The following is a 13,678-nucleotide window of genomic DNA, read 5'->3' as shown; positions in this document are numbered from 1 at the left end:
GAATTGATACATGTACGGATGGCAGCATTTTAAGACTATTACCAGCCACAGGTTTCGTGTAATGTGTTATTGCTTTCGGATTGGCCTTTATTGGCAGGGCCTGACCCATGACCTGTCGAAATATTCCTGGACGGAATTTTCCAAGGGCAGGAAATACTGGCAGGGGACGAGAAGCCCAAACAATGCGGAGAGAGAGGACACCGGGGTATCCCTGTCCTGGCTGCACCATAAAGGAAGAAACAAGCATCATTTTGAGTATTGGATCGACTATGGGATCAACTGTGATACAGTGATTCAGGGCGTGCCGATGCCCAGAAAATATGTGGCGGAGATGATCATGGACCGGATCAGCGCTTCCAGGACGTACCTGGGAAAGGGGTATACGGATCAGGCACCCTATGAATATTATATGAAGGGTAAAGACCATCTCTGGTTCGTTCACGAACAGACAAAGGCGCAGTTAGAGCAGCTGCTGGGCATGCTGGCCGGCAAAGGGGAAAAAGAAACGCTGCGCTATATAAAAGATACGTTTTTAAAGGAAGGTTAAGTACAATGCGGTTTTCAGAACGAATGAAGCACTTTGGAGAGAATATATTTACCGTCCTGCTGAACATGAAGCGGGATATGGAGAAGGAGGGGAAGCGCGTGATCGATCTGAGCGTAGGTACGCCGAATATCCCTCCATCAGATGCGGTGATCCAGGCTCTGGTTGAGGCCGCCGCCGACAGGAAGAATTATATCTATGCGATTAAAGACATGGATGAGCTTCATCAGGCGGTCGCGGACTGGTACAGGAGGAGATACGGCGTGGAGATCGATCCGGACAGGGAAGTGGTATCACTTCTGGGTTCCCAGGAAGGGCTTGCCCATTTCGCGCTGACGGTCATAGATGAAGGAGATACAGTGCTGGTGCCGGACCCCTGTTATCCGGTGTTCGGCGACGGCCCTGTGATCGCAGGCGCGGAGCTTTATCCGATGCCCCTGCGGAGAGAGAACGATTATCTGATCGATTTCAGCGAAATACCCGATGAGGTGGCAGACCGGGCGAAGCTGATGGTCGTCTCCTATCCGAACAACCCCACAACGGCGATGGCGCCAGACTGGTGGTATGATGAGTGCGTCGCTTTTGCCAAAAAGCATGATATTCTGGTGCTGCATGACAATGCCTACAGTGAGCTGGTCTTTGACCGGGAGCCTGCCGGCAGTTTCCTCGCACATCCGGGCGCTAAGGATGTGGGGGTGGAATTCAATTCACTCTCAAAGACCTACGGCCTGGCCGGGGCCCGGGTGGGATTCTGCATCGGTAATGCGGAGGTGGTGTCTAATCTGGCAAAGCTGAAATCCAATATGGATTATGGGATGTTTCTTCCCGTTCAAAAAGCTGCGATTGCGGCCATCACGGGAGACCAGTCTTGTGTGGAGGCAACCAGGGAAGCTTACCGCAGAAGAAGGGATTGCTTCTGCGACGGCTGTACAGAAATCGGATGGAAGATCGGCAGATGTCCGGCCACGATGTTTGTCTGGGCAAAGATTCCTGACGGCTTCTCTTCCTCTGAAGAATTTGTAAAAACGCTTCTGTCCCGGGCGGGAGTCCTGGTGACGCCCGGCAGCGCCTTCGGCGGCTCTGGTGAAGGTTATGTGCGGATCGCTCTGGTTAAGGATGAGGCCGAGATGAGAGAAGCGATTGAAAATATGCGGAAAAGTGGGATTTTTCAGCAATAAATCGCATATTTCGGGTTGACGGGGCTTCTTTTTTGAGATAAATTAGTAGCAGACCTGTCTGATGGGACGGATTGCGAGATAAGAGGAGATGCGTTTATGATGAAAAAAGTGGTGAAATTTGGCGGAAGTTCCCTCGCCAGCGCAGAACAGTTTCAGAAAGTGGGAAAGATTATCCGCAGCGATGCGGCAAGAAGATATGTGGTGCCTTCCGCGCCGGGCAAACGTTTCGGCGGAGACACGAAGGTGACCGACATGCTGTACGGATGCTACCGTCTGGCAGAGGAAGGGAAAGATTTCAGAGGGGCTTTGGAGAATATCAAAGCGCGTTATATGGAGATTATTGAAGGTTTATCCTTAAATCTTTCCATGGATGAGCAGTTTGAAGAGATTGCGAAGAACTTTCAAAATAAGGCCGGGGAGAACTATGCGGCGTCCCGCGGCGAATATCTGAACGGCATTGTCATGGCGGAGTATCTGGGATTTGAATTCGTGGATGCGGCAGAGGTCATCTGTTTTGACGAGGATGGCAATTTTGACGCGGAGAAGACAGATGAGGTGATGTCAAAGCGTCTGGAGGGGCTTCAACAGGCGGTGATCCCGGGCTTTTACGGGGCGAAGCCGGATGGAAGCGTGAAGACTTTTTCCAGGGGTGGTTCCGACATTACGGGTTCGCTGGTGGCGAAAGCTGTCCATGCGGATCTCTATGAGAATTGGACAGATGTATCCGGATTCCTGGTGACAGATCCCAGAATCGTAAAAGATCCAGCGACTATATCCACAATCACATACCGTGAAATGAGAGAGCTTTCCTATATGGGAGCGACTGTCCTTCACGAGGATGCTATTTTCCCGCTGCGGCGGGAAGGGATTCCGATCAATGTGAGGAATACCAACCGTCCGGAGGATCCGGGAACGATGATTGTAGAGAGCACCTGCAACAAGCCCAAATATACCATCACCGGCATTGGCGGCAAGAAGGGCTTTGCCTCTATAACCATCGAGAAAGCCATGATGAATTCAGAGATCGGGTTTGGGAGAAAGGTTCTGCAGGTATTTGAGGAGAATGGGCTTTCTTTCGAGCATACGCCCTCCGGAATCGATACTTTTACAGTCTATGTGCATCAGAGCGAGTTTGAATCGAAGGAGCAGCAGGTAATTGCTGGCCTGCACCGGGCCGTACAGCCGGATCTGATTGAGCTGGAATCCGATCTGGCTCTGATTGCAGTGGTGGGAAGAGGAATGCGCCGCACCCGAGGTACTGCCGGGAGAATCTTCTCAGCGCTGGCCCACGCCCATGTGAACGTCAAGATGATCGACCAGGGTTCCTCAGAACTGAATATCATTATCGGCGTGGAAAACCGTGATTTTGAGACAGCGATACAGGCAATTTACGATATCTTTGTGACTGCACAGATATAACCGGCGGGTGCAGGATACCCGGACGAAAATCGGCGGTAACCCGGCAGTCTGTCCGGATCGGATGGAAGACTGCCGGGGTGCCGCCGGTTTTCTGTTTGCGGGTCAGGCTGAATGGATACCAGCGTATCCGTCAAATTCAAAACGTAGTATTAAGGAGATTAATCATGTTAACAATAAGGAAAATGACGCCCGATGATGAAGCAGTGATTGTTCCTATGGTATACGGATTTTATCAGAGCGATGCGGTGGATCATCCGGTTCCGATTGAGAATGTGAGACGGAGCTTTCACGCGGCGGTGGAGGACGGCACTCTGCTGGAGGGCTTTGCGCTGGAGGATGAGTCCGGAATTGTGGGATTTGCTTATCTGAGCAAATATTTTGCCTGCGAGGTGGGCGGTGTGAATATGATGCTAGAGGAAATCTATTTTTCACCGGAAGCCAGAGGAAAGGGCTATGGAACGGAGTTCCTGCAGTGGATGGAAAAAGAGTATCCTGAGGTTAGGCGTTTTCGGCTGGAAGTGACGGACAGCAACCAGGCGGCGGCCCGCCTCTATGAGAGAATGGGGTATCATTTTATCAATTACGGGCAAATGGTGAAGGACCTGTGAAATTGCAAAATCCCCCTTACATTTCCAGCAAAATATGATATACTGTTCACGTAAGCAGTGCGAATGCGCAGATGCTGACTGATACGTAATAGAATAAACATGAGTGAGGAAAGCCCGATGAAAAGAGTATTATTAAAACTGAGCGGTGAAGCGCTGGCGGGAGAGAAAAAGACCGGATTCGATGAAGCTGTTGTGACAGAAGTGGCGAAGCAGGTGAAGACTCTGGTGGATGAGGGTATCCAGATCGGAATTGTTATCGGCGGCGGCAATTTCTGGAGAGGCAGAACGAGCAAGAATATTGACCGCACAAAGGCGGACCAGATCGGAATGCTGGCGACGGTCATGAACTGTATCTATGTGTCAGAGATATTCCGTTCACAGGGGATGATGACATCGATTCTGACTCCTTTCGCGTGCGGGGAATTCACGAAGATGTTTTCAAAGGACCGCACGAATAAATATTTCGCTCATAATATGGTGGTGTTTTTCGCGGGTGGTACCGGTCATCCGTATTTTTCAACAGATACCAGCACCGTTCTTCGGGCCATAGAGATCGAGGCTGACACGATTCTGCTGGCGAAGGCTGTGGACGGAGTCTATGACTGTGATCCGAAGGATCATCCTGATGCCAGGAAATATCCGGAGGTATCCATACAGGAAGTCATCGACAGGCAGCTGAAGGTTGTGGATCTGACAGCTTCCATCATGTGCATGGAGAACAAGATGCCAATGATCGTCTTCGGGCTGAATGAGAAGGACAGCATTGTGAATGCCGCACATGGCATCATCACAGGAACCAGGGTAACGGTAGAATAATATACAGAGGCAGATTAAGGGAGAGCGTATAAGGAGGATTTTACAGCAATGAACGAGAGAATTCAGATGTATGACACGAAAATGACGAAAACCATCGCGAACCTGAACAGCGAACTGGGCACGATCCGGGCCGGACGCGCCAATCCTCATGTTCTGGACAGGATCATGGTGGATTATTACGGGGTGGCAACTTCCCTCCAGCAGGTGGCCAATATCACCGTTCCGGAGGCCCGGATGATACAGATCCAGCCCTGGGAGTCTTCATTGATTAAGGAGATCACAAAAGCGATCCAGACGTCGGATCTGGGCATTAATCCCAACACGGACGGCAAGGTCATCCGCCTGGTATTCCCGGAACTGACGGAGGAGCGCAGAAAAGAGCTGGTGAAGGATGTGAAGAAGAAAGGTGAGGCAGCGAAGGTTGCGATCCGCAACATCCGCCGGGATGCCAATGACGCGTTTAAGAAGCTGGAGAAGGAAGACGTATCTGAGGATGAGATCAAGAAGCTTGGCGAGGAAGTCCAGAAGCTGACGGACAAATATATCAAAGATGTGGATAAGACAATAGAAGAGAAATCCAAAGAGATTTTAACGGTATAAAGCCTGAGGGGGCTGTTGCAGGGATTGTAACAGCCTCTCTTTGCGTATCGGGAAATGAGGAGATATTTCATGAAGTTACCAAATCATATTGCGATTATACTGGATGGGAACGGACGCTGGGCGAAAAATAAGGGGATGCCCAGAAGCTATGGCCATGTAGTGGGCTGTGACAATCTGGAGAAGATGTGCAATACTATCTGTGAGATGGGGGTCCGCTATCTGACCGTCTATGCCTTTTCCACGGAGAACTGGAAGAGATCCCAGGAAGAGATTAAGGTATTGATGAACTTATTCCGAAGGTATCTGAAGCGTTGTGAGAGAAGTGCGAAGAAGAACCAGATGCGGGTGAAGATCATAGGTGATCCGGGGGGGCTGGAGCCGGATATACAGAGAAGCATCTGTGAACTGGAGGATATGTCCAGGGATTACGACAAAATGTTTTTTCAGATCGCCCTGAATTATGGAGGCAGGGATGAGATCCTCCGGGCGGTGACCCGGCTGGCGGAGGATGCCCGTCAGGGGAAGGTGCCGGAGGGGAAGGTCAGCGAAGAGACGTTTGACTCCTATCTGGATACGGCCGGGATACCTGACCCTGATCTGCTGATCCGCACCAGCGGGGAGCAGCGGTTGTCGAATTTCCTGCTCTGGCAGCTGGCGTATACGGAATTCTACTTTACGGATGTTCCCTGGCCTGCTTTTGATAAAAAGGAATTGGCCAAGGCTATTGAAAAATATAATGAGAGAGACAGACGGTACGGCGGCGTGAAGGGACAGAAGCCGGAGGAGGGAGCGTCATGTTTGTAACGAGATTAATCAGCGGCGTCATTCTGGTGGCAGTGGCGCTTCTGACCATATGCAGCGGCGGCTGGGTGTTGTATTTTACAATGCTTGCTCTGTCCCTGATCGGAGCCGGGGAACTGTACAGAGCCATGAAGGTCCGTGAAGAGAAGCCCTTTGGGCTTCTGGAGCTGGCGGGCTACATCAGCATTATTCTGTACTATGTGAGCCTTGTCCTGATGTTCGGCGCGTTTCAGATGATGGCTGTGATACTGGGCCTGGTGATTCTGATGTTTGTCTATGTGTTTGCCTATCCGCGTTACCACGCCCATCAGGTGATGGCGGCTTTTTTTGGAATCATATATGTGGGAGTGATGCTGGCCTGCATTTATCAGACGAGAATGCTGCCGGGCGGGACTTTCCATGTATGGCTGATTTTCCTGTGCTCCTGGGGCTGCGATACGTGTGCCTACTGCGCGGGAATGCTTTTTGGAAAACACAAGATGGCGCCTGTCCTGAGCCCTAAGAAATCGGTGGAAGGCGCAGTGGGTGGAGTAACAGGTTCTGTGATTCTGGGGCTGCTGTACGCGTTGATCACCAGGGGGCCGCTTTTGCAGTATGCGGTTATCTGCGGGATCGGGGCTTTGATCTCCATGGTAGGTGATCTTGCGGCTTCAGCGATCAAGAGAAATATGGAAATCAAGGATTACGGAAAGCTGATACCGGGTCACGGTGGGATACTGGACCGGTTTGACAGCGTGATATTTACGGCGCCAGTCATTTATTATCTGTCCGTTATTCTGATGTGAGGAATATTATACAGGATCATTGAAGATGCTATGAATCAGCACTACAATATTCAGCGCCTGGTCCTGGAACAGGTATGAGGCGCAGAGACGGCAACTTATGAATGGATTGAAAGCAGGTGGTAATTATTGAAATTTGTTATCGCGATTCTGATACTGAGCGCAGTGATTATATTTCATGAACTGGGGCATTTTCTGCTGGCGAAGGCAAACCATATTATAGTGACGGAGTTTGCCATCGGTATGGGACCGAAGCTCCTTTCCTTCACGAAGGGAGATACGACTTATGCGCTGAAGCTTTTGCCTTTCGGAGGCTCCTGTTCCATGCTGGGAGAAGATGAAGATGAATCGCAGGAGGGGAGCTTTAACAATGCTTCTGTCTGGCGGCGTATGTCGGTGATCGCAGCGGGGCCGGTCTTCAATTTTATACTGGCATTTCTGGTGGCGGTTGTGGTCATCAGCGTCGTAGGTGCGGACCCGGCCAGAGTCACAGAGGTGACAGAACAGTCTCCGGCGGCAGAGGCCGGCCTGCAGCCGGGAGATATCATCACCCGGTATGAGGGCAACGGTATCGCCAATGGGAGGGAACTGTATACGGACATAGATATGGACGGAGTGCCGCTGGATACGGTAACACTGACCTACAAGCGCGACGGGAAATCTTATACTGTAAGCTATGTTCCAGAGGCTACGACCCGGTGGATGCTGGGTTATTACTATAATCCAGACAGTGATAAGGTGGAGATCACTTCGCTGATGCGGGGATATCCCATGGAGCAGGCCGGATTTCAGGCAGGGGATGTGATCACAGGTGTGAATGGCACTGCGGTTGCCAGCGCTGCCGATCTGGCGGAATATTGGGAGCAGTATCCTATGGATGGAAAGACACTGCGAATTTCCTATGAACGGGATGGGCTGGAGTATGAGGCGGAGGTGACTCCTTCAGAAAAGACGAATGCGTCGCTGGGGTTCAACTTTAACCTGGCCCGTGAGAAGATGTCTCCGGTCAGCACATTAAAATACAGTTTTGGGGAGATGAATTATTGGGTCCATTTGACTGTGAAATCATTGAAAAGTCTGATTACCGGAACATATTCCATCAATGACCTTTCCGGGCCTATTGGAGTGGTGGATACGATCGGCCAGGTCTATGAAGAGACGAAGAGCGAGGGTGGCGTAATCGCCAGCATGACAATGCTGAATATGCTGATACTGCTGTCAGCCAACCTGGGCGTGATGAATCTGCTTCCGCTGCCGGCGCTGGATGGGGGAAGGCTGATCTTCTTGGTGATCGAGGCGGTCAGGCGAAAACCGGTGAAAAGGAATATTGAGGGCATGATCCACTTTGCGGGGCTGGTGCTGCTGATGGTTCTAATGGTGTATGTGGCCTTTAACGATGTGAGACGGATATTTTAAGCTACGCAATCCCGGAAAAATGGGGCTGTTCGGAAGCCTTCTGTTTTTATTTGTGTTATTTCATTGTTTGTCTGCATATAATGGGCAGAAAAGGAATTTAGCAGGTGCAGTGAATGAGTGACGCTTGGATCAGAACAGCGGAGGTAAACCCGTCGGATCAGGTCGACAGAGGAAAACTGCAGATTATAGTAAATACGAGCATACAAAACAGGCCGGTGGCAGACGCCCGGGTTTCCATTTCTTATACCGGGAATCCTGAGCAAACAATCGAAGAACTGAGAACGGACAACAACGGCAGGACGCCGATGGCAGAATTGCCGACCCCACCTCTGGAATACAGCATGGAGCCTGGAATGAACCAGCCTTATTCGGAATATACGGTCAGGATCACCGCATCCGGATTTGCGCCCGTCGAGGTTTCAGGTTCTGAGCTCTTGCCGGGACAGCTGTCCCGGCAGCCGGTGCAGCTGGTTCCTTTGACGCCGGAGGAGCCGTATGAAGATATCGTGATACCTGCGCACACCCTGTATGGGGAATATCCGGAGAAGATACCGGAGGATGAGATCAAGCCCATGGACGAGAGCGGGGAGATCGTGCTGAGCCGGGTGGTGGTTCCGGAATATGTGGTAGTTCATGATGGCGCGCCATCCGATTCAACGGCTCAGGATTATTATGTCCGGTACCGGGATTATATTAAGAATGTTGCTAGCAGCGAGATTTATGCCACATGGCCGCTGGCTACGATTGAGGCCAATGTCCTGGCGATCATGTCGTTTACTCTGAACCGGGTCTATACGGAGTGGTACCGGAACAAAGGGTATGACTTTACGATCACATCTTCCACAGCGTATGATCACAAATGGATGCATGGCAGGAATATCTTTGACAGTATTTCTTATGTGGTTGATGAGATATTCGCCGATTATTTGTCGAGGCCGAATGTGAAACAGCCGATTCTGACCCAATACTGCGACGGTCAGAGGGTGCAGTGCCCGAACTGGATGAGTCAGTGGGGATCGAAGTATCTGGGTGATCAGGGGTACAGCGCGATTCAGATTCTAAGGAATTATTACGGCCAGGATATGTATATCAATACGGCAGAAGAAATATCGGGCATTCCGGCCTCCTGGCCTGGTTATGATCTGGATATCGGAGCTTCCGGGGCGAAGGTGCGCCAGCTGCAGGAGCAGCTGAACACGATTGCGGAGGTTTATTCTTCGATCCCTGCAGTGAATGTGGACGGAGTTTATTCAGAGGCTACCAAGGAGGCGGTCCAGGCATTTCAGGAGGTGTTCGGATTGCCGGCATCCGGAATTGTAGATTATCCGACCTGGTATAAGGTGCAGGAAATCTATGTGGCAGTGACGAGAATTGCGGAGCTGCTGTGATCCGTCTGCCGGATCGACAGCATGTGGCTGAACGGGCATAACATTAAAGACTGTCAATGAGAGGCGGCTCAATAAAACAGCATAGAGTTATTTTTGGGAAGGGGCTGTCGGGATGATATGCTCCCTTCTAGGTAGACAAGTGAAATAATAAAAATACTTGATACTTGGGAGGGAGTATTTTCTATGCTAAAAAGTAAAATATCTGCACATGAAAAGATATCTGCGGTAAAGAGATATTATAGTGTGTCTATAGACGGAGGTTCAGATATCCGAGAGGCACCATGGAGATTAATATTACTGATGAAATAAAGCAAATTATAAGAATAAAAGATCAAATACCAGCTCTGCAGGAGAATGATATGGTTTGGGAAACTTTTATGAAAGTATCTTTTCGATGGAGGCACTCTGCCTTCCCGTTATGACGAGGGGTAAGGGGGCGGATAACCTTGTGGCTGATCCCGTGCGTTTCCAGGTGTTTTTGAAAGAGCGTCGGCTTGTCCCGGTGAGACGTAAAACGATTTGTAAATTCCGCCCCGTTATCTGACAAGGGGGCGCAAAAAATTGGAAACTGTATATCATGACAGGCGGAAAACGCTGTATTTACAAAGCAAACCTGTTTTGACAGGGCGTGATATTTTCTATGCCAATATCACTATGAAAAACTGAATATGGAAGCATGAAAGACAGTTGATTCTTATTGAGTGACTGTCTTTTTTGTGGCTTTATACAGACAATTATCAAAGATGGTAGTTGCCTTTTTGGATTGGAGAAATTGAAGAATGAATAATAAAAACTTTTTGAAATATGACACAAATCGAAGTTTTCATTCCCTGTATGAAGTAAAAAGAAGAAAGTCTCTAAAAATGGTTGTTAAGTGGAAGAAAGAAATTGTTTTAATTATTTTCATCAATGCTTAACAAAATGGTATTTCTTGTCTTATACACAACGGAAAAAGAAATTTCTAAAGTTTTTCTAAAAAATGACACAAATCATGCTTTCGTGTCGAGTGTTGGTTTGAAAGAAAAAAATTGATAATTTTTTTCTTTCGGTGCTCCTTGACAAATGAATAAAGCAGTTTAATACCTTTGGCAGACATCGAGCCGTTGAAGCAGATACGCCATGACCTGTTCTTGGTGATAATGATACTCTCGTATAGCCACGGTTTGAGCGTTTCAAGCGTCGCACGCTATTAAGTAAATCTCAATCATCCTTCTTTGTACAGTTCACCATGACGATATTTAGTTTCGTCATGGTGAACTGTACGAAGAAGGATTAAATGAAAATCCTAAGGAGCGATCCCAGATCCATTGCGTCAAGCTGGGCTTGTATATTGTTCAGCACGTCGGTGGTGGAAAATTGGATAAGCCCCGTGATACACTTAACCAAAAGGAACTTGGGCCATTCCGTGATAGAGTTAGGGATACCTTGCATTGCTTACTTCTTTTGAAAGATTAAAATAGGTCGGTGAGGAGAGGGATCAAGTTCATGCCGAGAAGGGCGATGCTGTTGCACACCATGAAGGGAATGTTTAGCAGATTCATGCATGCAGGCTGCTTATGGCGAGAAATATGATCTGATGATGTTCGACAGCAAACGGGATGTGACAAATCTGCTTCGTGAGGTGATGGAAACACATTCTGCCCGGGAATTTTTGTGCCGGAAAGAGAAAGACGCAGGCACAGCGGCAGAAAAAACAGATATTATGAACAGGATCGGTAAAGCGCCGTTCCCGTTCTCCTTTTATGAATTTAACGGTAAGCGAAAGGGGGAATGAACATGAATATTTATGGTTATGTACGGGTATCCAGTACAGACCAGAATGAGGACCGCCAGATGGTCGCTCTGCGGGAAGTGCCGGTTCCCGAAAAAAATATTTTCGTGGACAAACAGTCCGGCAAGGACTTTGACCGCCTCAGCTACAAAAAGCTGATGAAAAAGCTGAAAGCCGGGGATCTTTTGTATGTTCTCAGCATCGACCGATTGGGGCGGAATTACAAAGAAATCCAGGAACAGTGGAGGCTGCTGGCGCAGGAGAAAGAAATCGACATCTGCGTGCTGGACATGCCGCTATTGGATACTCGGAATGGCAAAGACCTGATGGGAACCTTTATCGCAGACCTTGTGCTGCAGATCCTGTCCTTTGTGGCGCAGAGCGAACGGGAGAATATCAAAAAGCGACAGGCGGAGGGCATTGCTGTCGCAAAGGCAAAGGGTGTGAAGTTCGGCAGGCCGGAAAAGGCTGTGCCGGAGGATTTTGGGAAACTCATCAGAATATGGGAACAAAAGAAGATTTCTTTTTCGGAAGTCCTGAAACGGTGTGATATAAGCGAATCGACCTTTTACCGCAGGCTGCGGGAATACCGGCTTCTACGGGACGGAAAGCAAGGCTGACGCTATAAAATGAGCTGTCAAAAAGTCTACTTTTTGACAGGCCTTTACAATTTTCCATTATACACCAAAACGGCCTTGGATTCAAGGAATTTTACGGATTTCAAGGGCCACTCGGCGAGCTTTTTCTGATGAGAAATGCAGGGCCACTGTCAGATAACTATTATCAAAAAGTAGACCTTTTGACAATAGTCTGGACAATAAATAGCAGAGGGAGGAAGAAAAAGTATGTTTTGCAGAAACTGTGGAAAGGAAATTCCAAACGGCATTAATTTTTGCAATCACTGCGGAGCGGCTCAAAATGTTAGTTCTTCGCAAGATACGCAATCGTTTTATCAGACGAATGAGGCACAGCAATCAACGGTGGATTCACAACCTATGCATGCTGAACCCCGCCCGCCGAAGAAGAAAAGCAAAGGGACTCTTAGATTTATCATCCCTATAGCAGTCGTTGCAGTTGCATTTGTAATCGGTTATTTTGCTACGGGAGCCAATAAACTAAAGCAGCCAACCGCATTTGCCCCCCCTACAATTCATGATCCTGTAGATCTTCCGAGTCCGTCGATTAATGAAGATGCGATGGAAGATTCATCAGAAGATAACATTGTAGGAGCAAAAGAGCTGGCGAAAGAAACATTTCGTTTCAGCAATGAAATTGGAGAAGCGTGGGTAACTTTTCATTATACAGAAGATAATATTGTTGCCTCTATCGTAGGCAGCATAACCTATAATGATCTCTCACTTGTTGATACAAATATGCTTAATGATTTGAAAAGCGATGCAGAAAATGCCCAGTCATATCTAGATGAATTAGGAGCTGGCCCTGCTTCATCTGTTTTTGTGCAGGAATCACCAGAGAAATTCAATCTTACATATAGTTTTACCGGATTAACGTCTGATACGGATATGGCAGAACTGGCAGCAGCATTTATAGGGTTTGAAACTTTAGGTGGGGAAATACCCTTAGAAACTGCTGAAGCGGCAATGACTGGTTTTGGCTATACGCTGGAATGATTTAAGGGAAGGGGGTAAACTATTATGTTTTGTAGAAACAAAAAAGAAAAGGTACAAAACCGATAGTTTGTTTACATACGGTTTGAAAATGATGATCGACTATTTAGAGGAGGGAATATTTATGTACAAAAGGATTTTAGCACTTTTACTTGCGGCTACTATGACCGTTTCTTTAGCGGCCTGCAGTGCTTCCAACGCAGACACAAAGCAGGATTCAAATGCAGCAAATAGTGAAACGATCACCGCCAAAGAAGATGGAGACGATGTAAAGGTATCTGCGGAAGGCAAGGTTAATAAAGAAAAAATATATAAATTGGAACGTGCCGACAATGATGCGATTAGGATTGAATTGTGGTATCGGGACGGTTCGGATTACGTGGCAAAGGTTACTGGAGAAATCGTGATACCGACAGGTTCAACGGAGTATGATGGTATGTTAGCGGACAATATTGCGTTTGATGAAAAGGTTAAAGCTATGAATTTGCCGGAAGATATTATGCAATTTTCCTATGGTGAGGTTAAATTAGATAATGGCTATGTTCGCTGCTATTTTTCATTCGGGGAATTGGATTCGGATAATGCAGATAGTGTTGCTTTGATTGCTGAATTTTTGGGCTTGCCGGCTTCAAATGGCTATTTCAAGTTAAGCGAATGTGAGCAGTATTTATTAGAAAGCGGTATTTCGCTGGATGATTCAAATTAACGTCGGGAGGATCAGCACAAA

Annotated in this window: 14 protein-coding genes; all 14 read left to right on the top strand. The window is 48.2% G+C overall.

Annotated elements, in window-relative coordinates:
• Positions 1 to 10 precede the first annotated feature (10 nt).
• The 14 genes from H9Q79_RS05565 (at position 11) to H9Q79_RS05500 (ending at position 13,657) form a co-directional block, all read left to right on the top strand.
• On the top strand, positions 11 to 547 hold the full coding sequence (locus H9Q79_RS05565) for a DUF5662 family protein (RefSeq protein WP_118643582.1): 537 nt from the start codon (positions 11 to 13) through the stop codon (positions 545 to 547).
• 5 nt (positions 548 to 552) lie between these two features.
• The gene (locus H9Q79_RS05560; RefSeq protein WP_249329364.1) at positions 553 to 1,722 is read left to right on the top strand and encodes an aminotransferase class I/II-fold pyridoxal phosphate-dependent enzyme; all 1,170 of its coding nucleotides are present in this window, start codon (positions 553 to 555) and stop codon (positions 1,720 to 1,722) included.
• A 99-nt stretch (positions 1,723 to 1,821) separates the two neighbouring features.
• Positions 1,822 to 3,141, top strand: coding sequence for an aspartate kinase (locus H9Q79_RS05555; protein WP_118643763.1), 1,320 nt, complete (start codon positions 1,822 to 1,824; stop codon positions 3,139 to 3,141).
• Positions 3,142 to 3,305: 164 nt separating this feature from the next.
• Positions 3,306 to 3,749, top strand: a complete 444-nt coding sequence (locus H9Q79_RS05550; protein ID WP_118643584.1) for a GNAT family N-acetyltransferase — start codon at positions 3,306 to 3,308, stop codon at positions 3,747 to 3,749.
• Positions 3,750 to 3,866: 117 nt separating this feature from the next.
• Entirely contained in the window at positions 3,867 to 4,565 is a 699-nt protein-coding gene (gene pyrH / locus H9Q79_RS05545) for a UMP kinase (RefSeq protein ID WP_118643586.1), read from the top strand.
• Between the two features lie 48 nt (positions 4,566 to 4,613).
• Complete coding sequence (gene frr / locus H9Q79_RS05540; RefSeq protein WP_118643588.1) at positions 4,614 to 5,165, top strand: ribosome recycling factor; 552 nt, start codon at positions 4,614 to 4,616, stop codon at positions 5,163 to 5,165.
• A gap of 69 nt (positions 5,166 to 5,234) precedes the next feature.
• Entirely contained in the window at positions 5,235 to 5,969 is a 735-nt protein-coding gene (uppS, locus tag H9Q79_RS05535) for a polyprenyl diphosphate synthase (RefSeq protein ID WP_118643590.1), read from the top strand.
• Positions 5,960 to 6,751, top strand: a complete 792-nt coding sequence (locus H9Q79_RS05530) for a phosphatidate cytidylyltransferase (RefSeq protein WP_118643592.1) — start codon at positions 5,960 to 5,962, stop codon at positions 6,749 to 6,751. Before uppS ends, H9Q79_RS05530 begins: the two co-directional genes overlap by 10 nt.
• Before the next feature lie 126 nt (positions 6,752 to 6,877).
• Complete coding sequence (gene rseP / locus H9Q79_RS05525; RefSeq protein ID WP_118643594.1) at positions 6,878 to 8,164, top strand: RIP metalloprotease RseP; 1,287 nt, start codon at positions 6,878 to 6,880, stop codon at positions 8,162 to 8,164.
• A 113-nt stretch (positions 8,165 to 8,277) separates the two neighbouring features.
• Complete coding sequence (locus H9Q79_RS05520) at positions 8,278 to 9,552, top strand: peptidoglycan-binding protein (RefSeq protein ID WP_249329363.1); 1,275 nt, start codon at positions 8,278 to 8,280, stop codon at positions 9,550 to 9,552.
• A gap of 1,543 nt (positions 9,553 to 11,095) precedes the next feature.
• Complete coding sequence (locus H9Q79_RS05515; protein ID WP_118643608.1) at positions 11,096 to 11,326, top strand: hypothetical protein; 231 nt, start codon at positions 11,096 to 11,098, stop codon at positions 11,324 to 11,326.
• Positions 11,323 to 11,943, top strand: coding sequence for a recombinase family protein (locus H9Q79_RS05510; protein WP_249329362.1), 621 nt, complete (start codon positions 11,323 to 11,325; stop codon positions 11,941 to 11,943). The genes H9Q79_RS05515 and H9Q79_RS05510 overlap by 4 nt, the downstream gene beginning before the upstream one ends.
• Before the next feature lie 225 nt (positions 11,944 to 12,168).
• Positions 12,169 to 12,954, top strand: coding sequence for a zinc-ribbon domain-containing protein (locus tag H9Q79_RS05505; RefSeq protein ID WP_249329361.1), 786 nt, complete (start codon positions 12,169 to 12,171; stop codon positions 12,952 to 12,954).
• Between the two features lie 121 nt (positions 12,955 to 13,075).
• Positions 13,076 to 13,657, top strand: coding sequence for a hypothetical protein (locus tag H9Q79_RS05500; protein ID WP_118643614.1), 582 nt, complete (start codon positions 13,076 to 13,078; stop codon positions 13,655 to 13,657).
• Positions 13,658 to 13,678: the final 21 nt, after the last annotated feature.

Origin of the sequence: Wansuia hejianensis (genome assembly GCF_014337215.1) — a bacterium.
Taxonomy (GTDB): Bacteria; Bacillota; Clostridia; order Lachnospirales; family Lachnospiraceae; genus Scatomonas; species Scatomonas hejianensis.
The sequence above is the reverse complement of the archived record's forward strand: the minus strand, read 5'-3'. Positions and strand labels throughout refer to the sequence as shown.